26 protein-coding genes are annotated in these 22335 nt (G+C 71.8%); 17 read left to right on the forward strand and 9 right to left on the reverse strand.

Features of this window, described 5'->3' with window-relative positions; all coding sequences use genetic code 11:
• Positions 1–42 precede the first annotated feature (42 nt).
• The 4 genes from WG212_RS16660 to WG212_RS16675 all read left to right on the forward strand — a co-directional run bounded on the left by WG212_RS16660 (position 43) and on the right by WG212_RS16675 (position 3773).
• On the forward strand, positions 43–1443 hold the full coding sequence (locus WG212_RS16660) for a CpaF family protein (protein WP_337188238.1): 1401 nt from the start codon (positions 43–45) through the stop codon (positions 1441–1443).
• A gap of 2 nt (positions 1444–1445) precedes the next feature.
• On the forward strand, positions 1446–2405 hold the full coding sequence (locus tag WG212_RS16665; protein WP_337188239.1) for a type II secretion system F family protein: 960 nt from the start codon (positions 1446–1448) through the stop codon (positions 2403–2405).
• Positions 2406–2408: 3 nt separating this feature from the next.
• Positions 2409–3362 carry a type II secretion system F family protein gene (locus WG212_RS16670; RefSeq protein WP_337188240.1) on the forward strand — a complete coding sequence of 318 codons (954 nt, stop codon included), beginning with the start codon at positions 2409–2411 and terminating at the stop codon, positions 3360–3362.
• Positions 3363–3584: 222 nt separating this feature from the next.
• A complete protein-coding gene (locus WG212_RS16675; RefSeq protein ID WP_337188241.1) occupies positions 3585–3773 on the forward strand; it encodes a YdcH family protein in 189 nt (62 codons plus the stop codon).
• Between the two features lie 21 nt (positions 3774–3794).
• Here WG212_RS16675 and WG212_RS16680 read toward each other — a convergent pair whose 3' ends face one another.
• Entirely contained in the window at positions 3795–4868 is a 1074-nt protein-coding gene (locus WG212_RS16680) for a hypothetical protein (protein WP_337188242.1), read from the reverse strand.
• A gap of 139 nt (positions 4869–5007) precedes the next feature.
• Between WG212_RS16680 and WG212_RS16685 the strand changes: the two genes are divergently transcribed.
• The 4 genes from WG212_RS16685 to WG212_RS16700 all read left to right on the forward strand — a co-directional run bounded on the left by WG212_RS16685 (position 5008) and on the right by WG212_RS16700 (position 8174).
• Positions 5008–6303 (forward strand): cytochrome P450, encoded by a 1296-nt coding sequence (locus WG212_RS16685; RefSeq protein WP_337188243.1) that lies wholly within the window; start codon positions 5008–5010, stop codon positions 6301–6303.
• 204 nt (positions 6304–6507) lie between these two features.
• Positions 6508–7536: a phosphotransferase family protein gene (locus WG212_RS16690; protein ID WP_337188244.1), complete on the forward strand. Its 1029-nt coding sequence runs from the start codon at positions 6508–6510 to the stop codon at positions 7534–7536.
• Positions 7533–7916: a hypothetical protein gene (locus WG212_RS16695; protein WP_337188245.1), complete on the forward strand. Its 384-nt coding sequence runs from the start codon at positions 7533–7535 to the stop codon at positions 7914–7916. The genes WG212_RS16690 and WG212_RS16695 overlap by 4 nt, the downstream gene beginning before the upstream one ends.
• 81 nt (positions 7917–7997) lie before the next feature.
• On the forward strand, positions 7998–8174 hold the full coding sequence (locus WG212_RS16700; RefSeq protein WP_337188246.1) for a hypothetical protein: 177 nt from the start codon (positions 7998–8000) through the stop codon (positions 8172–8174).
• A gap of 7 nt (positions 8175–8181) precedes the next feature.
• Here WG212_RS16700 and WG212_RS16705 read toward each other — a convergent pair whose 3' ends face one another.
• The 3 genes from WG212_RS16705 to WG212_RS16715 all read right to left on the reverse strand — a co-directional run bounded on the left by WG212_RS16705 (position 8182) and on the right by WG212_RS16715 (position 10825).
• Entirely contained in the window at positions 8182–8661 is a 480-nt protein-coding gene (locus tag WG212_RS16705) for a GNAT family N-acetyltransferase (RefSeq protein ID WP_337188247.1), read from the reverse strand.
• 91 nt (positions 8662–8752) lie between these two features.
• Positions 8753–9637: an SDR family NAD(P)-dependent oxidoreductase gene (locus WG212_RS16710; protein ID WP_337188248.1), complete on the reverse strand. Its 885-nt coding sequence runs from the start codon at positions 9635–9637 to the stop codon at positions 8753–8755.
• A gap of 120 nt (positions 9638–9757) precedes the next feature.
• On the reverse strand, positions 9758–10825 hold the full coding sequence (locus WG212_RS16715; RefSeq protein ID WP_337188249.1) for an MBL fold metallo-hydrolase: 1068 nt from the start codon (positions 10823–10825) through the stop codon (positions 9758–9760).
• Between the two features lie 194 nt (positions 10826–11019).
• Between WG212_RS16715 and WG212_RS16720 the strand changes: the two genes are divergently transcribed.
• From WG212_RS16720 to WG212_RS16740, 5 genes are all read left to right on the forward strand, one after another.
• Positions 11020–12171, forward strand: coding sequence for a serine hydrolase domain-containing protein (locus WG212_RS16720; RefSeq protein WP_337188250.1), 1152 nt, complete (start codon positions 11020–11022; stop codon positions 12169–12171).
• A 206-nt stretch (positions 12172–12377) separates the two neighbouring features.
• On the forward strand, positions 12378–14018 hold the full coding sequence (locus WG212_RS16725) for an alpha/beta fold hydrolase (RefSeq protein WP_337188251.1): 1641 nt from the start codon (positions 12378–12380) through the stop codon (positions 14016–14018).
• A 26-nt stretch (positions 14019–14044) separates the two neighbouring features.
• Positions 14045–15466 carry a M20/M25/M40 family metallo-hydrolase gene (locus WG212_RS16730; RefSeq protein WP_337188252.1) on the forward strand — a complete coding sequence of 474 codons (1422 nt, stop codon included), beginning with the start codon at positions 14045–14047 and terminating at the stop codon, positions 15464–15466.
• A gap of 1 nt (position 15467) precedes the next feature.
• Positions 15468–15950, forward strand: a complete 483-nt coding sequence (locus tag WG212_RS16735) for a ribonuclease H (protein ID WP_337188253.1) — start codon at positions 15468–15470, stop codon at positions 15948–15950.
• Positions 15951–16083: 133 nt separating this feature from the next.
• Positions 16084–16473: a hypothetical protein gene (locus WG212_RS16740; RefSeq protein WP_337188254.1), complete on the forward strand. Its 390-nt coding sequence runs from the start codon at positions 16084–16086 to the stop codon at positions 16471–16473.
• A 20-nt stretch (positions 16474–16493) separates the two neighbouring features.
• Here the strand turns inward: WG212_RS16740 and WG212_RS16745 are convergent, their stop codons facing one another.
• From WG212_RS16745 to thrB, 3 genes are all read right to left on the reverse strand, one after another.
• Positions 16494–16937: a MarR family winged helix-turn-helix transcriptional regulator gene (locus tag WG212_RS16745; protein WP_337188255.1), complete on the reverse strand. Its 444-nt coding sequence runs from the start codon at positions 16935–16937 to the stop codon at positions 16494–16496.
• 74 nt (positions 16938–17011) lie between these two features.
• Positions 17012–17464: a ribonuclease HI gene (gene rnhA / locus WG212_RS16750; protein ID WP_337188256.1), complete on the reverse strand. Its 453-nt coding sequence runs from the start codon at positions 17462–17464 to the stop codon at positions 17012–17014.
• Complete coding sequence (thrB, locus tag WG212_RS16755; RefSeq protein WP_337188257.1) at positions 17461–18426, reverse strand: homoserine kinase; 966 nt, start codon at positions 18424–18426, stop codon at positions 17461–17463. Before thrB ends, rnhA begins: the two co-directional genes overlap by 4 nt.
• 131 nt (positions 18427–18557) lie before the next feature.
• Here thrB and WG212_RS16760 point away from each other — a divergent pair, with 131 nt between their 5' ends.
• From WG212_RS16760 to WG212_RS16770, 3 genes are all read left to right on the forward strand, one after another.
• Positions 18558–18785, forward strand: a complete 228-nt coding sequence (locus WG212_RS16760; RefSeq protein WP_337188258.1) for an AbrB/MazE/SpoVT family DNA-binding domain-containing protein — start codon at positions 18558–18560, stop codon at positions 18783–18785.
• A 5-nt stretch (positions 18786–18790) separates the two neighbouring features.
• Positions 18791–19195, forward strand: a complete 405-nt coding sequence (locus tag WG212_RS16765; protein WP_337188259.1) for a type II toxin-antitoxin system death-on-curing family toxin — start codon at positions 18791–18793, stop codon at positions 19193–19195.
• 89 nt (positions 19196–19284) lie between these two features.
• Complete coding sequence (locus tag WG212_RS16770; RefSeq protein ID WP_337188260.1) at positions 19285–19560, forward strand: hypothetical protein; 276 nt, start codon at positions 19285–19287, stop codon at positions 19558–19560.
• An 18-nt stretch (positions 19561–19578) separates the two neighbouring features.
• Here the strand turns inward: WG212_RS16770 and ispH are convergent, their stop codons facing one another.
• Positions 19579–20523 carry a 4-hydroxy-3-methylbut-2-enyl diphosphate reductase gene (gene ispH, locus WG212_RS16775; RefSeq protein ID WP_337188261.1) on the reverse strand — a complete coding sequence of 315 codons (945 nt, stop codon included), beginning with the start codon at positions 20521–20523 and terminating at the stop codon, positions 19579–19581.
• A gap of 86 nt (positions 20524–20609) precedes the next feature.
• Positions 20610–21236 (reverse strand): YceI family protein, encoded by a 627-nt coding sequence (locus WG212_RS16780; RefSeq protein WP_337188262.1) that lies wholly within the window; start codon positions 21234–21236, stop codon positions 20610–20612.
• 232 nt (positions 21237–21468) lie between these two features.
• Between WG212_RS16780 and WG212_RS16785 the strand changes: the two genes are divergently transcribed.
• On the forward strand, positions 21469–22266 hold the full coding sequence (locus WG212_RS16785; protein WP_337188263.1) for an SDR family oxidoreductase: 798 nt from the start codon (positions 21469–21471) through the stop codon (positions 22264–22266).
• Positions 22267–22335 lie beyond the last annotated feature (69 nt).

Below are 22335 nucleotides of genomic sequence, written 5' to 3' on the forward strand. Positions count from 1 at the left end.
GCATCCCCGGTCCCTCGAAGCGCACGAAGGGCGCGAAGTAGGATGGGACGGTTCAGCCTCGCCCGTTCGGCGCCGGCCTCGCCACAGCCCGCCCCCGCGCCCGCCGCCGCGCCGGCGCCGCAACCGGCCGCAACCGCCAAGGCCGAGCCGAAGCCCGCCAAGGGCCCGCCGCGCGACCCGAACCTGGACCTGCGCCTGCGGCTCCACGCCCGCCTGATCGACGAGCTCGACCTCGCCAAGCTGGACAAGCTGGAGGAAGGCGAACTGCGCCGCCAGGTCCTGGGTCAGGTGACCGAGTTCGCCCGCCTGGAGCGCATGGCGCTCAACGCCAGGGAACTGGACGTCCTCGGCGCCTCGATCTTCGACGAGATGGTGGGCCTGGGGCCGATCGAACCGCTGCTCAAGGACGAGTCGATCAACGACATCCTGATCAACGGCCCGTTCCAGGTGTACGTCGAGCGCCGCGGCGAGCTGGAGCTGACCCCCATCCGCTTCCGCGACAACGACCACCTGCTGCGGATCGTGAACCGCATCGTCGCCGGCGTGGGCCGCCGCATCGACGAGAGCCAGCCGATGGTCGACGCCCGCCTGCCCGACGGCAGCCGCGTGAACGCCGCCATCCCGCCCATCGCCATCGACGGCTGCTCGGTCTCGATCCGCAAGTTCTCCAAGAAGCCGCTGACTCTGGAGAAGCTGGTCGAGTTCGGCGCCATGACCCCGGCGATGGCCGAGTTCCTGCACGGCGCGGTCAGGAGCCGGGTCTCCACGGTGATCTCGGGCGGCACCGGCTCGGGCAAGACGACCCTGCTGAACGCCCTGTCCGCAGCCATCAGCCACGGCGAGCGCCTGATCACCATCGAGGACGCCGCCGAGCTCCAGCTCCAGCAGCCGCACGTGGTGCGCATGGAGACCCGGCCGCCCAACATCGAGGGCAAGGGCGAGATCCGCCAGCGCGAGCTGGTGAAGAACGCCCTGCGGATGCGCCCCGACCGCGTGATCCTGGGCGAGGTCCGCGCCGAAGAGGCGTTCGACATGCTCCAGGCCATGAACACCGGCCACGAGGGCTCGATGGCCACCATCCACTCGAACAACCCGCGCGAGGCGATCAGCCGCCTGGAGCAGATGGTGGCGATGGGCGGCCTGAACATCGGCGCCGACGCCGTCCGCTACCAGATCGCCTCGGCGGTCGGGATGGTCGTGCAGGTGAACCGCCTGTCGGACGGCAAGCGCAAGGTCACCCACGTCACCGAGATCGTCGGCATGGAGGGCGCGGTGGTGCAGATGCAGGACATCTTCCTGTTCAACCGCACCCACACCGACGAGGACGGCACGGTCCACGGCGAACACCGCGCCACCGGCCTGCGCCCGCGCGCGCTGGACGAGATGCTGCGCCGGGGCATCCATTACGACACCGCCCACTTCGACCCCAGCCGGGCGCTCTGAGCATGGAGATCGACGCCCGGCTCATCGTCATGATCATGATCGGCGCGGCGGTCTTCGCCGGCGTCCAGGGCCTCACGGGCCTGCTGTCGGTGGCCACCCAGAAGCGCCAGGTGAACCGCCGCCTGAAGGTGGGCGAGAAGGTCGAGGGCATCTCGGCCCTGGTGGTGGAACTGCGCAAGCAGCGGGGCCTGACCGCCGGCGGGGCGCGCTCGGACCGGCTGCGCTGGCTCTCGGACCTGATCGTCGCCTCGGGGCTGCCCTATGACCAGAAGAAGTGGCTGACCTATGTCGCGGCCGCCGCGATCCTGGGCGCCGCGGGGGCGGGGATCCTCACCCGCATGCCGGTCGCCGCCCTGGGCGGCGCGCTGGCGGGCGGCGTCCTGATCCCGTTGATGGTGCTCAAGGTCTACGCCAACAAGCGCAAGACCGCCCTGGGCTTCCAGCTTCCCCAGGCGCTGGACATCATCGTCCGCAGCCTCGAGGCCGGCCACCCCGTGCCCGCCGCCGTGGGCCTGGTGGGCCGCGAGATGAGCGACCCCATCGGCACCGAGTTCGGCATGGCGGCCGACGAGATCGCCTATGGCGCCACGCTGGAGCAGGCCGTCGAGCGCATGTCCGACCGCTGCCAGCATCCCGACGTCGACCTGTTCGCCGCCACCGTGCGGCTCCAGGAGCGCACCGGCGGCAACCTGACCGGCCTGCTCAAGCTCAACGCCACGACCGTGCGCGACCGCCACAAGATGCGCCTCAAGATCAAGGCCGCGTCGTCCGAGGGCCGCGCCTCGGCCATGATCCTGACGGCCGCGCCCTTCCTGGCCCTGGGCCTGATCGTGATGATCTCGCCCAGCTTCTACGGCGACGTCATCGACGAGCCGATGGTCAAGTTCGGCCTGGCCGGGCTGGGGTTCTGGATCTTCCTCGGCAACATGATCATGCGGCGCATGATCGACATGCGGCTCTGACCCATGCCGGTCGAGACCATCATCTACCTGGCCGGGCTGGTGCTCACCCTGGGCGCCGTGGGGGGCCTCGCCGTGCTGGGGATCGGCGAGCTGCGGGTCCGCGCCCAGCGGCGCAGCCGCCTCGCCGGCGCAGGGGGCGCGGCCCCGGTGGTCGAGGAGTCGGGCGGCGCGCTCGGCGGCCGGCTGCTGGAGGGCGTCCGCCGCCTGGGCCAGCAGAGCGCCGTCCGCGACCCCGCCCAGGTCTCGCTGCTCCGCTCGCGCCTGATGCAGGCCGGCTACTACAACCGCGAGGCCCCGGTGATCTTCCTGGGGGTGAAGGCCGCCTGCCTCGCCGTGGCCACCGTCGCGGTGGTGCTCACCCTGCCGATGATGATCGGCCAGAAGGGCGGCAACCTGGGCGCCCTGGCCCTGGCCGTCGGGGTCTCGCTGGTCGCCCTCTACGGCCCGGAGATGGTGCTCAAGAGCCGCAAGGCCACGCGCGAGCGTGAATATTCCGATGGCTTCCCCGATCTCCTCGACCTGCTCGTCGCGTCGGTCGAGGCGGGCCTGTCGCTCGACGCGGCGGTCACCCGCGTGACCGAGGAGCTGGACCGCCGCTATCCCAACCTCACCATCCACCTGCGGTTCCTGGTGCTGGAACTGCGCGCCGGGCGGGCGCGCAAGGACGCCTGGTCCGCCTTCGCCGACCGCCTGGGCATCGACGATGCCCGCGCCCTGGCCACCATGCTGCGCCAGGCCGAGGAGATGGGCACCAGCCTGGGCGAGACGCTCTCGGTCTTCTCGGCCGACATGCGGGCCAAGCGGATGCTGCGGGCCGAGGAGAAGGCGCTGGGCCTCTCGGCCAAGCTCACCGTGCCGCTGATCCTCTTCATCTTCCCGGCGCTGCTGGGCGCCCTGATGCTGCCGGCGGTGGCCCGCCTGATCCGTGTCTTCGGCGAGGGGACGCCCGGCGGCTGACCGGAGGCGACCCACCGGAGGCGACCTCTCGGAGAACAGCGTTTTATTTCTCTGCCCCCCTGGCGCCCCCGGAATAGTCGCTTAACTTGAAGGTGCGGACCGGGCCCCTCTGGCGATCCCCCCGATCGTGATGTCGGACCGCGCGAAAAGGCGCGCCCGGCCCGATCTTGCCTCTCCCCCCGCAGCAGGGGTCGGGCGCGCCTCCAGCACGGAGGAGCGCATTTGCCCATCAGCCACAGGCTCTATCGACTCTACGAACAGCACCGCTGGATCGACCGGATGCTGCGCGACGAACAGCGCCGCCCCGAGCCCGACGAGCTGCGCCTTCGCGACCTCAAGCGCCGCAAGCTCCAGGTGAAGGACGAGATCCGCATCGCCGAGGCCGGCCTGATCCCCGTCCGGACGGGTTAGGATCCCAGTTCAGAACCCAGCTCAGAACCCCAGCGGCCGGTACGGTCCCACGATCAGTTGCTCGAACACCCCGATCCCCTGCTGGTCCGCCTGGCCGGGGACGGAGAGGGTGGCCTTGCTGATCGCCTGGATGTGCAGGTTGCCGGGGTCGGCGGGGTCGAAGCCGGCGCAGTCGATGTCCTCGCGCGCCACGGCCAGCTCGCCCTTGAGCGCGCCATGCCGCCATTCGCCGCCATAGCCGATGCCCCGCATCAGGAAGGTGGCGATGGGCTCGAACGTCACCGTCGCCGCGCCCTGCTCCAGCGGGATGGTGAGCCGGCCCGACCGGGCGTGCTTCGTGCCCGGCTTCAGGTCGGTCTCCATCGTCGCCGCCTCGGTGTGCCAGCCCCCGCCGGGGCCCGAGCCGTCGGGCAGGATCACCGCCCGGGTGTTCCACGGCCGGCCGTCGGCGTCGGCGTTGATGTGGAAGAAGACCGAGCGGTCCCGGAAATTCACCGGCGTCCACTGCCAGAAGAACTGCGGTCCGCCCGCGCCGGGGACCGGCTGCGGGTCGGGCGCGCCCACCGGCCGGATGCCCCACGAGCGGTCGCGGGTGCCGACCCAGCCCGAGAGCTCGATCCGCTCGCCGTCCACCTCCAGCCAGCCCGAGGCGCGGACGTTCTGGGTCAGGCGCGTGTAGTCCATGACCAGGCGAGGCCCCACGCGGCGGACGAACCGCGGCTCCTCGATGGGGAAGGCGCGGCCCTCGAACGTCACCTCGCCGGCGATCCCCTCGGTCCCGGCGATGGTCAGCTTCAGCACCTGCAGCGGCTCGACGACGTCGATGGCGATGGGCCCCACCCGGATGTCCATCCGCTCCAGGCCCAGCACGCGCGAGGCGTGCAGGCAGCGCTCCTTGCCGTCCTTGACGATCGCCACATGGGCGTCGGCCACGTTCAGCGCGGGGTAGACCCCGAAGGCCGCCGCCACGAACGCCGATCCGTCGGGCGCGTAGGCGTTGAAGAAGTAGCGGTCGTAGAAGTTCCGGTCCGAGCCGGCGTAGGCGATCGGCTCCGGCGTCTGGTGGATCGGATAGTCGTCGCCCTTCGTCAGCATCGGCGGATTCCTCCTGCGGTTGACGCGCGGTCATGCTTGCGGGGCGCCGCGCCGGGGTATCAACTCCGGCCTGTTCTTAAGGACATCGGGAGGCGCCGTCCCGCGTGACCTCACGTCACTCGGCCGGCGAAGAACACCAATGAGCGTGATGACCGCCGCCGACCACCGCATCCCCAGGACCCATGCCGAAAACCTGGTGACGCCGGCCGCCTACGCCGACCACAGGCTGCACGACACCTACCGCTGGCTGCGGGCCAACGAGCCGTTCGGGGTGGCCGAGGTCGAGGGCGTCGACCCGTTCTGGGCGGCGACGAAGCACGCCGACATCCTGGAGATCAGCCGCCAGAACGACCTGTTCCACAACGGCGACCGCAACCCCGTCCTGACCAGCCAGGTCGCCGACCGCAAGGTGCGCGAGATGATGGGCGGCAGCCCGCACCTGCTGCGCACCCTGATCCACATGGACGCGCCGGACCACCACAAGTATCGCGCCCTGACGCAGGCGTGGTTCATGCCCCAGAACCTCAAGTCCCTGGAGGACCGCATCCGGGTGATCGCCCGCGGCGCGGTCGACCGCATGGCGGCCACAGGCGGCGAATGCGACTTCGTGAACGAGGTGGCGCTGCATTTCCCGCTGCACGTCATCATGACGATCCTGGGCGTCCCCGAGAGCGACGAGCCGCGGATGCTCAAGCTCACCCAGGAGCTGTTCGGCGCCACCGATCCCGAGCTGGGCCGCAAGGCCGCCGACGCCGACAAGCCGATCGAGGAACGCCAGATCGACTTCGGCGTCATCACCGACTTCTTCGAATATTTCCGCCGGCTCTCCGAGGCGCGCCGGGCCAATCCCAACGACGACCTCGCCTCGGTCATCGCCAACAGCCGGATCGACGGCGAACCGATCTCGGACTTCGAGGCGATGAGCTACTACATCATCGTCGCCACCGCCGGGCACGACACCACCAGTTCGTCCACCGCCGGCGCCATGTGGGCCCTGGCCGAGAACCCGGCCGAGTTCCGCAAGGTCCGGGCCGACCCGTCGCTGATCCCCGGCCTGGTGGACGAGTCCATCCGCTGGACCACGCCGGTGAAGACCTTCATGCGCACCGCCACCGCCGACACCGAGGTCCGCGGCCGCAAGGTCGCGAAAGGCGACTGGATCATGCTGTGCTACGCCTCGGGCAACCGCGACGAAGAGGTCTTCGAGGCCCCCGACACCTTCCGGGTCGACCGCAAGCCCAACAAGCATCTCGCCTTCGGCTACGGCGCCCACCTGTGCCTGGGCCAGCACCTGGCCAAGATGGAGATGCGCATCCTGTGGGAGGAGATGCTGCCCCGCCTGGAGTCGGTGGAGATCGCCGGAACGCCCGCGCTCAGCGAAGCCTTCTTCGTCAACGGCCCCAAGCGCCTGCCGCTGCGCTTCAAGCTGGCCTGAGTTGCGCGTCGGTATCGCCATGAGGGGGCATGGGCGCGCGTGGCCATTGCGCCCCCTCCACCGCGTTCCGCGGTCCCCCTCCCCCGAAGTGTTCCCTTCGGGGGAGGATCCTGGCACGTTCCGCTTCTCCCCTGCGAAGCGGGGGAGGTGGATCGGCCTGCAAGGCCGAGACGGAGGGGGCCTCCCTCCCGGACTCCCCCTCTCGTGACCCATCCGCTCGAACCCCGCCTGGCGGCCTACATCGCCGGCCGGATGCCGGACGCGCGGGACGTCGCTGTCACCGCGCTCGAGCGCATCTCGGGCGGGGCCAGCCGCGAGACCTACCGCTTCGTCCTGGCCTGGACCGAGGCCGGCGAGGCGCGCGAGCGCCGGCTGATCCTGCGCCGCGACCCGCCGGCCAGCCTGATCGACACCGAGCGGCGGATCGAGTTCGAGGCCTATCGCGCCTTCGCCGGCTCGGACGTGCCCGTGCCGCAGATGCTATGGCTGGAGGAGGACGCCGGCCCCCTCGACCATCCGTTCTTCATCGCCGAGGAGCTTTGCGGCTTCCAGGCCTCGCCCCAGATGCTGTTCTCGGGCGCCTACGACGCCGCCCTGCCGGCGGTGGCCGAGCGGAAGTGGACCATCCTGGGCCGCATCGCCGCCGCCGACCCCGAGGCCCTGGGCCTGACCCGCTGGATGGACCCGCCCGCGCCCGACGCCGGCTGGCGGCGGGAACTGGACCACTGGGAGGCCCTGATCGACCGCGACCAGGCCGAACCCCTGCCCATCACCCGCGCCGCCATCCGCTGGCTGCGCGCCAACCCGCCCCCGCCGGCGCAGAAGCTCAGCGTCGTCCACGGCGACTACCGCACCGGCAACTACCTCTACGATCCCGCCGGCGAGATCCACGGCGTGCTGGACTGGGAGATGTGCCACCTGGGCGATCCGCTGGAGGACCTGGGCTGGAGCCTCCAGCCGGTCTGGAGCTTCGGGCGCGCGGGCCTGGCCGGCGGCCTCGCCCCGAACGACCAGGCGGTGGCCATCTGGGAGCGGGCCTCGGGGCTCACGGCCGATCCCGCCGCGCTCAGGTGGTGGGTCCTGTTCAACTGCGTGAAGGGCCAGGGCATCTGGGTCGGCTCGGCGGCGGCGTTCAACCGCGGCGGCAACCGGGCGCCGATCATGGTCTATCCGGCCTGGTGGCTCATCAACGCCCAGGACCGCGCCATCCTCCAGGTGATGGAGAAGCTGTGAATCCGCCCGTCCCCGCCGTCCTGGCCGAACTGGCCGGCCTGATGATCCGCAACGCCATGCCGGGCGTCGCCGACGGCGAGCGCGCCTCCGACCTCGGCCTTTCGGCCGCCCTCCTGGCGATGGCCGCCGAGGTGTGGGACCGCCAGGCGCAGATCCTGGTGGAGGAGAACCGCGCGATCCGCGCCCTGCTGGGCGAAGCCGGCGACGATCCCGACCTGCGCCTTTCGGCCCTGAAGCGCGACAACGACCGCCTGCGCGCCGCGCTCGTGGAGTCCCACGCGGCCGCCGAGGCCGCCGGCGACACGGCCCGCGAGGCCGCCATCTGGGCCGAACTGATCGCCGCCACCGAACGGCGACGCCTCGCCTCCGCCCCGGTCTGAGGTTTCGGGCCACCGCTTCGCGACCGGAATCTTCACCGTCGGAAACCCGGCCGAAACCATGCCGCGGCCAAGCTGGCGTCCATGAACGCCTCTTCGCCCGCCAAGCCTGCCTCCGCCGCCGATCCCGTGGTGGAGAAGCTGATGGACGGCCACTACGATCGCCAGCTGGCCGCGTTCGAGGCCCGCCTCGAGGAGGCCGCCGCCATGCTGCGCCGGGCCCATGCGGCGATGAAGGCCGAGAACACCCTGCGCTCGTAGCCGGCCCTCAGTCCGCCGCCAGCGCCGCGAGCGCCGGACCGTCCAGGCGGCGCACCGTCCATTCGCTCATGGCCGCGGCGCCCAGCGAGTCGTAGAACGCGATCGACGGCGCGTTCCAGTCCAGCACCGACCATTCCAGCCGGCCCAGCCCGCCTTCGACACAGCGCTCCGCCAGCCGCCGCAGCAGGGCCTTGCCCGCGCCCAGCCCCCGCGCCTCGGGCCGCACGAACAGGTCCTCCAGATAGATCCCCGCGCGGCCGCGGAAGGTCGAATAGTTGTGGAACCACAGGGCGAAGCCCACCGGCGCCCCGTCCACCTCGGCGATGTCGCAGAAGGCCCGCGGCGCGGCGCCGAACAGGTCCCGCCGGATGTCGCCCTCGGTGGCCTCCACCTCGTGCGACAGCCGCTCGTACGCGGCCAGGTCGCGGATGAACCCCAGGATCAGCGGCGCGTCGTCGGGCCCCGCCGGGCGCACCCGGAGGCTCACCCGCGCTCCCGCGCTCAAAGCCGCGCCCCCGTCGTCTCCTCCGACACCGCCCACAGCCGCTCCGCCGCCTCGGGATCGAGCGCGTGGGGCATCACGCCCTCGAACGGATTGGCCTCGGTCCACGGGAGCGCCTGGTTGCAGTTCTCCAGGTACAGGCCGCCCACGCCCTCCAGTTCGGGCGCGACGGCGGCCCAGACGCTGGTGGCCGCGCCCTGGGCGTCTTGAACCGGTCGTTCACGCGGCCCTGCTCGTCGATCCAGCCGAAGGCCCGCATCTCGTCGTCGGTCAGGTGGCGCTGGAGCGGCGTGCGGATGCCCCCGGGCATCACCGCGTTGGCCGTCACCCCCAGGTCCGCGAACCGCTCATGGAAGCCGACGGCGAACAGGCTGTTGGCCGTCTTCGATTGTCCATAGGCCTCCCATTTGTCGTAGGGGCGGCTGCGATAGTGGATGTCGTCGAAGTTCACGGCGCTGCGCCGGTGGCCGATGGACGACAGTTCCACCACGCGGCTGGACTGGCCGTCCTCGGCGCCGTTCATCAGGGCCCGCGCCAGCAGGACCGACAGCAGGAAATGGCCGAAGTGGTTGGTCCCCACCTGCATCTCCAGGTCCTGCGCGGTGTACGAGAGCGGGCAGGCCATGACGCCGGCGTTGTTGACCAGCAGGTTCAGCGGCCTGTCGCCCCAGGCGTCGGCGAAGGCCGCCACCGAGGGCAGGTCCGACAGGTCCAGCCGGCCCACCGACACCTCGCCCGGGGCGGTCCGGCGCAACTCGGCCGCCACGGCTTCGCCCGCCTCGACGCTGCGCACCGCCAGCAGGACGTCGGCGCCCGCCTCGGCCAGGGCGCGGGCCGTCTCCACCCCGATGCCCGAGGCGGCGCCGGTGACGATCGCGCGCCGTCCCGACAGGTCGTGGCCTGCGGCCGCTTCGCGGGCCGTGGTGCGGGCGTCGAACGCCGAGGTGATCCGGTCCGGCATCTCAGCCCCCCATATCGATCGTCAAAGGCCTGCTCATCCCATCCTCCGCTCAAATGGCGTTCGCCCCGACAGGCACGCTGGCCCGGTTCCGGCGCCCGCCGGAGAGGCCGACGACGCGCGTCAGGCCGCGGCGCGGTACCAGTCGACGCCGTCGCCGTCCCGCTCGCGCACCGCCTGCCCCCGCGCCAGGAGGCAGTTGAGGTGGGCCAGGCTTTCCCCGGTGGCCAGGCCCAGCACGTTCTCGTCGATCTTGCGCCGGAACAGCACGCTGAACACGTCCACCACCCGCTTCGGCTCCGCCAGCAGGGCGTGCAGCCGGGCCAGCCCCCGCTCGTGCCCGCCCACCAGGTGCTCCAGCCGCGCATGCAGGCCGAAGAAGGGGTCGTTGTGCGCCGGCAGCACCAGCACGTCGTCGGGCACCGTGGCCTTGATCCGGTTCAGCGAGGTGATCCAGTCGGTCAGCGGGTCGCCGTCCGGCTCGGTGGGGAAGACCGAGACGTTGGACGAGATCTTGGGCAGCACCTGGTCGCCCGAGATCATCAGCTTCAGGTCGGGGCAGTAGAGGCAGGCGTGCTCGGGGCTGTGGCCCGATCCCACCACCACGCGCCAGACGTGGTCGCCGATCGGCACCTCGTCGCCGTCGTTCAGCCGGTGGAAGCTGTCGGGCAGCGCATAGAGCCCGCGCCCGAACCCGCCGAACTTGGCCCGGTAGTTCTCCAGGGCCTCCTCGTCCCAGCCGGCGGCGCGGAAGAAGTCGATGGCGTCCTGCGGCGCCTCGCGTCCCGTGTCGGCGGCCAGCGAGCGGCAGGTCGTGAACTCCAGCCGCGTGATCCACAGGCGCGCGTTGAACTTCCGCGTCAGATAGCCCGACATGCCGATGTGGTCGGGATGCATGTGGGTGACGAAGACGCGCGTCACCGGCTTCCCGCCCAGCGGACCCGCCAGCGCCGCGCGCCAGGCGTTGCGGCTCTCGATGCCGCCGATGCCCGTGTCCACGATGGCCCAGCCGTCCGCCTCGGCGATCGCCCAGACGTTGATCCAGGCCAGCGAGCCACCCAGGGGCATCCGCAGCCACTTCACGCCCGGCGCGATGTCCACGGCCTCGCCCACCTGCGGCCCCTGGTCGAAAGGATAGGTCAGCTTCGGGCGGTGGCTCTCCCACCCGCCTTCTTCGATGCCGTCGCGCAAACCGGAAACTCCCCGCATTCGACCCCTCAGCTCGAAGCGGGGCCATCCGCCATTATCCCGCCTGCACGCTGCGGAGGGCAAACCCTTCCTCGCATGCCCTCGCGCCCGATCGCATGCCCGATCGCATACACGATCGATTTGAATGACGCGGGGTCGGTGCGCTACCCCTGCGGTCAACGACAAAGGGAGGCTTCATGGGCCAGATCGCAGACCGTCCCGACGCCGCGCTCGCCGCGCGCCTGGACCCCATCGTGGACACGGCCCTGGCCGAGGGGCGGCTGGCCGGGGGCGTGATCCTGGTCGCGCGCGACGGCGCCCTCGCCTACGCCCGCGCGGCGGGTCAGGCCGACCTGGAGACGGGCCGGCCGATGACGCGCGACGCCATCTTCCGCGCCTCGTCGCTCACCAAGCCCATCGTCACCGCCGCCGCCCTTTCGATGGTGGAGGACGGAACCGTCGGCCTGGACGATCCGGTCATCCGCTTCCTCCCCGACTTCCGGCCGGCGTGGCAGGGCGAGACGCCGGCCATCACCCTGCGCCACCTGCTGACCCACACGGCGGGCCTCTCGTACGGCTTCATGCAGCCGGACGACGGCCCGTACCTGAAACTGGGCGTCTCGGACGGCATGGACCAGCCCGGCCTGACCTTCGCCGAGAACCTGGACCGGATCGCCCGGGCCGGCCTCGTCTTCCCGCCCGGCGCCGCCTGGCTCTATTCGGTGGGGATGGACGTCCTCGGCGCGGCGATGGAGCAGGCGGCCGGCAAGCCCCTGGGCGAGGTGGTGGCCGAACGCGTGACCCGCCGCCTGGGCATGGCCGACACCGGCTTCGCCGTGACCGACCGCGCCCGCCTCGCCCGCCCCTACGCCGACGGTCCGCCGCCCAGGCCGATGGGCGACACCCACGTCGTGCCCTTCGCCGGGCTCTCGGGCATCCGCTTCGCCCCCGGCCGCATCTTCGACGCCGGCTCCTTCCCCTCGGGCGGCGCGGGCATGGCCTGCAGCGCGCCCGACATGCTGGCCTTCCTGGAAGCCGTCCGCACCGGCGGCGGCGGCGTGGTCTCGGCCGACACCGCCCGGTCGATGATGACCAACCAGACCGGAGCCCTCGCCATCGTCACCAGCGGCCCCGGCTGGGGCTTCGGCTTCGGCGGCGCCGTGATGCTGGACCCGGCGGCCTCGGGCTCGCCGCTGCCGGCCGGCGCCTGGATGTGGGGCGGCGTCTACGGCCATAGCTGGTTCGTGGATCCCGCCGCCGGGACCTCGTTCGTGCTGATGACCAACACCTCGACCGAGGGTATGAGCGGACGCCTCTCCCAGGAACTCATGGGCGCGGTGGCGTCTTGAGTCTGACGAGCGCCGCGGCGGGCGTTTGACACGGGAACGCCCGCCGCAGCTCTCTCCCGGGGCGGACGACGTCCGCTCCGGAACCCCCGACCGCAGCCTAGGGCGGTCGGGACGTCGCGAAGCTATGGGGTCCGCCCGTGGAGGCGAAACCCCCAAATGGGCTAGAAATCGCCGCCTGGGCCGGCGCGTTGGGAGGAGTATGGCCCGTGCCGCGGCGGCCTGAGGACAAGCCGGAGAGCCGGCCCGAACGCCAGCCCGAGAACCGGCCCGAAAGCCGGAACGCGCACGACGACCATCGGGCCGTCGGGTCGGTCTTCTCCGTGCTCACCGCCGACGAAGCCGGGGACTCGGTCGCGCGCGTCCTGGACGGCCGTGCGCCGACCGACCGGCCCGACAACCCCGGGGTCGCGTGGGTCGCCCTGGCCTCGGATGGCCGCGTGGCGGACGTCTCTCCGGCCTGCCCGGCGGCCGTCCAGGATCTGCTGGTCCGGGCCGCCGCCCGGGCCGCCCGGCCGGGGGTCGTCCTGTCGCCCCCGCCCCTCCTCGGCCTGGTCTGGACCCTGGTTCCGCCGCCCGCGCCCGGCCACCCCTCGCGGCGCATCTACCACCTGCCGCGCGACCTCGTGTTCGACCTTCTGGAGAAGGCCAACCCCCAGGCGACCCTGACCCCGGCCGAGAAGATGGTCGTCTTCCGCCTGCTCGGCGGGCTGTCGCTCCGGGAGTCGGCCGAGGCCGACGGCCTGTCGCTCGAGACCAAGCGCAACCAGCTCAAGTCGGTGCTGGCCAAGCTGGAATGCGCCGGCCAGGTGGACCTCGTCCGTCACGCCATGACCCAGCTGGCCGCCCATCTCCCCACCCCCCTGCCGACGGGCGAGGCGGAAGACCTGGCCGAGGCCTATGTGGCCCGGCATCTGCCGCCGGGCTGCCGCTACTATCGCGCGCCCCTGGGAACCGGCCGCATGGCGCGGGTGATCGAGGCCGGGCCGCCGGGCGGCCTGCCCGTGGTGCTGGTCCACGGCATGCTCTTCCCGCCGCTTCTCGCCGCAGGCGTCGAGGCGCTGCACGCCGCGCGGGTGCGCCTCATCGTCCCCGTCCGCTCGGGCTATTTCGAGATCGGCCCCACGCGACAGCTCGCCGACGCCGAGGGACACGCCGAGGCCGTGGTCGCCGACCTCGCGGACTTCGTCGAGCGGTTCGTCGGCGCGCCCGCCGTCGTGGCGGGGACGTCGCTCGGCTCGTCCTACGCCGTGCTTCTGGCCGCGCGGCGGCCCGAACTCGTGCGCCGCCTGGTGCTCCTCGCCGCCGACAGCCTCGCCCGCGACGGGCGGAAGGCCGCGCACGTCAACGCATTCTATTCCGGCCTGCGGAACCTCGTGACCCGCCCCGGCGTCCTGCGCCGGCTGGCCTGGCAGTTCACGCGCACCTACGCCAACGCCCACGTGGGCAAACGGGTGCTGATGCGGATGTTCCGCGGGTGCCCCGTCGACGCGGCGTCCCTGGCGATCCCGTCCGGCGAGACGGGGTTCGAATGGTTCCGCGACGCCTACGCCACCTCGTTTCCCGGGGTGGCCGAGGATTATCGCGCCGGCTTCGGAGACTGGCGCGAGCGCCTGGGCCGCCTGTCCACGCCCATCCAGGTGATCCACGGCGAGGACGACACCCTGTCGGCGCTCGACACGGTCCTGGCCCTGACGGCGCCCGCGACGCCACGCCCGCAGCGCATCGACGTGATCCCAGGCGCAGGACATCTGGTGGGCGTCAGCCACGCCGCGCGGGTGTGGCGCCTGGTGGCCGAAGCCGATGCGGCGGACGCCACCCTTGTCCGGCCGGCCGACGCGGTGGAATAGTCCGCACGTCGATTTCGGGGACGTCCATGATCCGCTTCACCGCCGCGCTCGCCGCACTCTCGATCCTGGCCGGACCGGCCGCCGCCCAGCCGGCGACCAAGGCCCGCGACGCCGGCGAGGCGGCCTTCCGCGCCCTCTACAAGGAGCTGGTCGAGACCAACACCACCTTCTCGGCCGGCGACTGCACCCTGGCCGCCCAGCGGATGGCCGACCGGCTGGAGGCGGCGGGCTTCCCGAAGTCCGACCTCCACGTCTTCACCCCGCCGGGGAAGCCCAAGGACGGCGGCCTGGTGGCCGTCTATCCGGGTCGCAATCCCAAGGCCAAGGCGGTGCTGCTGCTGGCGCACATCGACGTGGTCGAGGCGAAGCGCGAGGACTGGACGCGCGATCCGTTCACCCTGGTGGAGGAGGACGGCTACTTCTACGGGCGCGGGTCGTTCGACGACAAGGCGCAGGCCGCCATCTGGACCGACCTGCTGATCCGCTACCGGCAGGAAGGCTACAAGCCCCGCCGCACGCTGAAGGTGGCCCTCACCTGCGGCGAGGAGGGCGGGGGCCAGGTGAACGGCGCCGCGTGGCTGGCCCAGAACCGGCGCGACCTGATCGACGCCGGCATCGCGCTCAACGAGGGCGCCGGCGGCCAGCTCTCGCCCGACGGCAAGCCCGTGGTCCACACCGTGCTGGCGGGCGAGAAGACCTTCCAGAACTTCATCGTCGAGGCGACCAACGCCGGCGGCCACAGCTCGCGGCCCACGCCCGACAACGCCATCTACGACCTGGCCCGCGCCCTGGACCGGATCAGCCAGTACGAATTCCCGCTCCAGCTCAACGACGCCACCCGCGGCTTCTTCTCGGGCATGGCGTCCGTGGCCGGCGGCGAGGAGGGCGCGGCGATGGCCCGCATCGTCGCCGACCCCACCGACAAGGCCGCCGACGCGATCCTCCGCAGGAACCCGAGTTACAGGGCCGTGATGGGCACCACCTGCATCCCGACCCTCCTGGAGGGCGGGCACGCCTCGAACGCCCTGCCCCAGCGGGCGCGGGCCACCGTCAACTGCCGCATCTTCCCCGGCGAGCCGGCCGAGGCCGTGCGCGAGGCGCTGGTGGGGGCGATCGGCAACCCCGACGTCAAGGTCAGCTTCGCCAATCCGCCCCGGCCCCCCAAGTCGGCGCCGCCGCTGACGCCCGCCGTCATGAAGCCGATCGAGGCGGTGTCGAACCAGATCTGGCCCAAGGTCCCGGTCATCCCGATCCTCCAGGCCGGCGGCACCGACGCCAGCCACCTGAACGCCGTGGGCATCCCCACGTTCGGCGTCTCGGGGATCTTCGTCGATCCCGACCTGGGGCGCATCCACGGGCTGAACGAGCGCATCCGCGTGACGTCGCTGATGGACGCCCGCGAGTTCAGCTACCGGCTGGTCAAGCTCTACGCCGACCAGAAGGACTGACTTGGCCGCCACCCGACTCTGGATCGCCGCCGCCCACGATCCCGCCCATCGCAACGGCGGCTGGGCCTTCGTGCGCGCCGGGGCCGGCGGCGAGACCCTCGGCCGGGCGGGCGGCGACCGGCGCACCACCCGCGCCCGCATGGCGCTGGCGGGGCTCCTGGCCGCGCTGGAGGACCTGCCGCCGGGCGAAGCCCTGGCGGTCGTGGCCCCACGTCCCGACGCCCTGGTGCTTCACACCCTGCTGAAGCCGCCGGCCGAGCCGCCCGCCGCCGACGCCGACCTGCGCGCGGCCCTCGCCAAGGCCCTGGGCGCGACGACACCGGCCACACGGACCTGGACCCTCGCCGTCGGCGATCCCGCCGGCCCGACCCCCGCCGCCTTCGCCGCCGCCTGGGCCGACCTGGCGTCGGACAAGGCCAAGGCCGGCGGCGCCTTCGTCCATTCCATCCCCCGGCCCAACCTGGCGAAGGTCCAGGGACTCTAGGCGGAACCCGGCCCCGCGCGCCGCGCCTCCGTCCTCGCGCCGCCCCAGAGGCCGCCCCAGAGGCCGCCCGAAAGGATTGTTAGACGTTTTCCCGTAACCTCGCCGGAGGTTCGCTCCCGAAGAGGACAGTCGCATGGGAAAGCTGATCGGCAGGCGACGCGCCGCCAGCGACCATTTCGAGCCGGACGAGGACGTCGATCCCAAGGCGCAGCGAAATCTGCGCGGGCACCTGGAGCATATCGACTACACCGCCTACGCGGCCAACAAGAAGCTCCTCACGGCCGCGATAGGCGCCCTGGACGGCGAGCGGGTGCAGAAGCTGGCCGTGGCGGCGGCGCTCGCCCGGACGCGCTGGGTCGTGGCGGCGCTCACCATCGCCGAGGACGGCGCCACGCCCACGCGCGAACAGATCGCGGGCCTCACGCACCTGCGGTCGACCTACGACGAGCTCGCCAGCGCCTACGACGGCCTGCGCCGGATGGTCGAGCGCGGCTACATCGGCTACGCGCCCGGGGCCGACTAGGGGGCCGACTAGGGGGCCGCCTACTCCCGCTCGTCCATCCACGCCCGCAGCGCGCGCAGGAACGGCAGGGCGTCGCGGAACTCCTTCTGGGTGAAGCCCTCGCGCAGCTTCTCGGTCTTGGGCCGGATCGCCGCCATCGCCCGGCCATAGGCCTCGCGGCCGCCTGTGGTCAGGCGCACCCGCTTGCGTCGCCGGTCGCGCGCGCAGGGTTCCACCGTCACCAGCCCCACGGCCTCCAGGCGCTGGAGGGTGTTGGTGATCGCCCCGGGCGTCATCCGCAGGGCCTTGGCGATGCAGGCCGGCGTCAGGTCGTCGCCGCGCCGCGAGATCAGGTTCAGCACCTCGTACTGGGGATAGGTCAGCCCGACAGGCAGGGTCTTGGTGATCGCCGTCCGCACGCCGTGCTGGATCAGGGTGATCTCGTCGAAGACCTGGACCTCGGGATGTTCCTCGATGACCGCCATGCGCTTCCTCCCTCACGCTCGGGCGGGAGAAGCATACGCTTCAATATCGAACAGATTAGTTCAACATTGAAAGATCAGCTTGACGCGGCGTCCACCGTCTCACGCAGCCCCTTCCGGGCGAGCGCATCCGCCCGCTCGTTCAGCTCGTGGCCGGCGTGGCCCTTCACCCACCGCCATGTCACGTCGTGACGCGACCGGGCTTCGTCAAGGCGCCGCCACAGGTCGTCGTTCTTCACCGGCTTGCCGTCGGCGGTCTTCCAGCCGCGGCGCTTCCAGCCGTGGATCCACTCGTGGATGCCCTTCTGGACGTACTGGCTGTCGGTGTGCAGCTCCACCCGGCACGGCTTCTTCAGCGCCTCCAGCGCCCGGATCGCCGCCATCAGCTCCATGCGGTTGTTGGTGGTCGCCAGTTCGCCGCCCGTCAGCTCCTTCTCGGTCGTCCCGTGGATCAGGACCGCGCCCCAGCCGCCCGGCCCCGGATTCCCCGAGCACGCGCCGTCGGTGTAGATCGTCACCTGCGGCGTCACGCCGGCGCCCCGAACAGCACCAGGTCGGGCGAGCTGCGATGGACGGCCAGCTTGCGCTCGTACTCCAGCGGGTCCTTGGGCCGCACCAGCGCGCCCGCGGGCGTGGCGCCCCAGTCGTGGAGACGGGTCAGGAAGAACCGCATCGCCGCCCCGTGCGCCAGCACCGGCAGCGCAGCGCGCTCGGCGCCCTCCAGCGGCCGCACGGCCTCGTAGCCCGCCAGGAACTGCCGCGCCGCGGTGATGTTGAAGCTGCCGTCCGGCTCGAAGCACCAGGCGTTCAGCGCCACCGCCACGTCGTAGGCGAAGGCCTCGTTGCAGGCGAAGTAGAAGTCGATGGCGCCCGAGAACCGGCCGCCCGTGAAGAACACGTTGTCCGGGAAGAAGTCGGCGTGGCAGACGCCCGACGGCAGGCCCCTGGGCCACCGCCCGGCCAGCATGTCCAGGTCGGCCCGGACGGTTTGCGCCAGCCCCGGCTTCAGCCCCTCGGCTGCCGCCTCCAGGCCCGCGAACATCCCGGCCCAGGCCGCCTGGCCCAGGTCGTTCGCCCGCGTCATCGGAAAGCCCTCGCCCGCCCGGTGCAGCGCCGCCAGCCCCCCGCCCGCCTCGCGGCAGTGCGCCGCCGTGGGTCGGCGCACCGAAAGGCCGTTCAGGAACCCGGCGATGGCGCAGGGCTTGCCGCGCACCTGCCGGATCAGCCGCCCCTCGCGGTCCGCCATCGGCTCGGCCGAGGGGTAGCCGTGCGTCGCCAGCCAGCGCATCAGCTCCAGGAAGTACGGCAGGTCGTCGGGATTGGTCCGCGCCTCGTAGACCGTGAGGATGTAGCGGCCCGCCTCGGTCTCCAGCAGGAAATTCGAGTTCGACACCCCCTCGGCGATCCCCTTGAACGCCAGCGGCGCCCCCAGGTCGTAGCCGGCCAGCAGCTCGGCCAGCTCGTCGTCGGTGATGTCCGTATAGACCGCCATGCGCGGGGAGTGCGGCAGGTCGCCGGGGCGGTCAACCCTTCGGGCGATCTGCGCAGCCTTGTCCGCACGGCCTTTGGGACAGCGCCTGCGCTTCCCTGCGCATCATGCTAGGATATGGGCGGAGGCCCCGCATGATTGTCCTGAGGATCGACGAGACCGAGAAGGGCCCGGCCATCGTGCTCAGCGCCGAGGCGCTCGAGTTGCTGGGCGCCTCGACGGGGCAGACCGTCGGGTTGCAGGTCACGCCCAGCGGCGAGGTGACGATCGCCGCGCGCGACATGTCGTTCGAGGCTCGGCGCCAACGCGGCCGCGCCTTCCTGAAGCGCTACGACAAGACGTTCCAGGCGCTCGCCAAGTAGGCGCCATGGCCGAGCCCGTCTGGCTGGACAAGGCGCTCCTGCTGGCGCTGTACGAGGATGTTGTCGCCGCATCGGGCGGCGCCTTCGGCGTGCGCGACGAGGGGCTGCTGGAGTCCGCGCTGCAGCGTCCCCTCAACCGGCGCCACTACGAGGGCGTGCAGGACATCCCGGCCCTCGCGGCCACCTACGCCGTGGCGATCGCTCGCAATCACCCGTTCATCGACGGCAACAAGCGGGTGGCCTTCATCGCCCTCGGCCAGTTCCTGGACGACAACGGGCTGGCCCTCACCGCGACCGACGACGACGCGACGCAGGCGATGCTGGCCGTGGCCACGGGAGAGCTGGACGAGATGCAGTTGGCCGACTGGCTCCGCCCACGGACTTCGCCGCTGCTTGCCGGACCGTTCTGAGCGGCGGTGTCGCCCCCTCCACAGTGGAATGGGTCCTTGCCTATTGCGGGCCGGGGACTAGGCTCCCCAGAGCACAGCGGATGGACGCGATGAGCGACGCGATGGGTCCTGGCGATCTGGTTCTGTGCGTCAATGCCGCCCCGAACCATGTCACGGGCCGTCCGGTGCCGCTCAGGGCGGGCGAGACCTACCGGGTCATCGAGGTCATGGATTTCGCCTGCCCCTGCGGACGCTCCGACGCGCTGATCGACGTGGGCGTCGATTTCGCGTGGTGCCAGACGCGATTCCGGCTGCTGCCGAAGCCGAAAGCCCAGGCCCGGACCCGCCGCGTGTCGGCGCCCCGGGAGAAGGAAACGGTTCGCTGAGGGCGGGCCTGCGCGCCCCTACCCCGCCACCGCCCGCGGCAGCTTGAACGTCACCGTCTCGCGCGCGGTGTCGACCTCTTCCACCGTGACGTCGAAGGCGGCGGCCAGCTTGTCGATCACGCCCTGGACCAGCACCTCGGGAGCCGAGGCCCCCGCGGTGACGCCCACGGTCCGCGCGCCTTCCACCCAGCGCGGCTCCAGCACCGAGGCGTCCTCGATCAGATAGGCCCGCGCCCCCGCCCGCCGGCCCACTTCGGCCAGGCGCACCGAGTTCGACGAGTTGGCGCTGCCGATCACCAGCAGCACCTCGGCCCGGCCGGCGATCGCCTTCACCGCGTCCTGGCGGTTGGTGGTGGCGTAGCAGATGTCCTCCTTGTGCGGCGCGGCGATCCCCGGGAACCGCGCGCGCAGCGCCGCCACGATGTCGGCCGTGTCGTCCACCGACAGCGTCGTCTGGGTCACGAAGGCCACGTTGGCCGGATCGCGAGGCTCGAAGCTCTGCGCGTCCTCCACCGTCTCGATCAGCCGCACCGCGCCGTCGGGAAGCTGGCCCATGGTGCCCACCACCTCGGGGTGGCCGGCGTGGCCGATCAGCACGATCTCGCGGCCCGCCTCGAAGTGCCGCTGCGCCTCCACGTGCACCTTCGAGACCAGCGGGCAGGTGGCGTCCAGGAACAGCATCCGCCGCGCCTTCGCCTCGGCGGGCACCGACTTGGGCACGCCGTGGGCCGAGAACACCACCGGCCGGTCGTCGGGGCATTCGTCCAGGTCCTCGACGAACACCGCGCCCAGCGCCCGCAGCCGCTCCACGACGTGCCGGTTGTGGACGATCTCGTGGCGGACGTAGACCGGCGCCCCGTACCTGGCGATCGCCCGCTCCACGATCTGGATCGCCCGGTCCACCCCCGCGCAGAAACCCCGCGGGCTGGCGAGCAGGACGGTGAGCGGGGCGCGGGGCGACATGGCCGGGAACCTAGTGTGTGGCGAAGTCCCCCGCCACCCCCGCGCACATCACTCCCGCGCGCATCATGCCCCGCGCCAGCCCGCCGTCAGGGAACGGCCTTGAACTCGGCGGCGAGCTTCAGGGTGACCTCGTCGCTCACGGCCGGGACATAGGTGGTGATGCCGAACTCCGAGCGCTTGATCACCGCCTTGCCGTCGAAGCCCAGCGAATACTGCTTGTCGACCATGTTGACGCCGGCCTGGTTGAAGGTGGCCTGGAACGTCACCGGCCGCGTCACGCCATGCAGCGTCAGGTCGCCCGTGACGTCCGCGGTGCGCTCGCCCGTGCGCACGACCTTCGTCGAGCGGAACGTCGCCGTCGGGAACTTCGCGGTGTCGAGGAAGTCGGGGGTCTTCAGGTGCTTGTCCAGCCCCGGGGAGAACGTGCCGACCATGTTGGTGTCGATGGTCACCTTCAGCTCGGTGGCGTCCAGCCTGGCCGGATCGATCTTCAGCGTCCCGGTGACCCCGTGGAACTGGCCGATGTAGGTCGAGAAACCCAGGTGGCTCACCGACCAGGTCACCTTGCTGTGCTCGGAGTCGAGGCTGTAGGCGCCGGCCTTGGCCTCGGCCGGGGTCCGCGTGGTCTGCGCCTGGGCAGGCGCCAGGGCGACCGGCGAGAGCATCAGGGCGGCGGCGAGGCTCCAGCCGGCGATCTTGGACTGATGGCGCATCAAGCGTCTCCGAAACAAGCGACAGGACGCCGCCCGGCGCGACGCCGCCTCCTACCTACCTCTTCCGCGGGCGCAGGCAACGCCCCGCGGGGCGGCACACTCTCGCCCGGCGGGAAACAATCCCTTCGTGCGGCCGCCGGCCGGCCTGACGCGGGGTCACGATTGCCCGGGCGCCGCGCGGGGGTGAAGCTCGCCGAGGACGAGGACCAACGAGATAAGGGAGCGAGACGAGATGGGCGATATCCTGAACCTGGGCGGGCGCGTGGCGCTGGTGACCGGCGCCGGCCAGGGCGTGGGGCGGCAGATCGCCCTGCAACTGGGCGCGGCCGAAGGCAGCGGCGGGGTGGTGGTCAACGACTACGTCCTGGAGCGGGCCGAGGCGGTGGCCGAGGAGGTGCGCGCGGCGGGCGGCAAGGCGCTGGCGCTCCAGTGCGACGTCTCGGACCACGGCGCGGTCAAGGCGATGGTCGAGCAGGCCGCCGCCGACCTGGGCGCCATCGGCGTGCTGGTCAACAACGCCGGCAACGCGGGGGCGACGCCCTCGCCCGAGCTGGGCAAGCCGTTCTGGGAGACCGGGCCCGAGGTGTGGAACAGCTTCGTGGGCGTGAACTTCTACGGCGTCATCAACTGCACCGCGGCGGTGATCCCGGGCATGCTGGCGCGCCAGGCGCCGGGGCGGATCATCACCATCATCTCGGACGCCAGCCGCTGGGGCGACGCGGGGCTCGAGATCTATGCCGGCGCCAAGGCGGGCGCGGCGGGCTTCATGCGCTCGGTGGCCCGCTCGCTGGGCCGCCACCAGATCACCGCCAACTCCATCGCCATCGCGCTGACCGCCACCCCGGCCGTGCGGCGCACGCTGGAGGGCGACCCCGAGCGGCTGAAGCGCACGCTCGAGAAGTACATCGTCCGCCGGCCCGGCCAGCCCGAGGACGTGGCCAACATGGCGCTGTTCCTGGCCTCGGACGCCTCGCCCTGGATCACCGGCCAGGTCTATCCGGTGAACGGCGGGTTCTCCTTCGCGCTGTGATCCGACGCCCCGCTCGAGCGGACGTCACCCGTTCTGAAGCAAGCTCGGCGGACGCCCCTCCGGCGTCCG

It is taken from the genome of Phenylobacterium sp. (assembly GCF_037189685.1).
GTDB lineage: Bacteria > Pseudomonadota > Alphaproteobacteria > Caulobacterales > Caulobacteraceae > Phenylobacterium.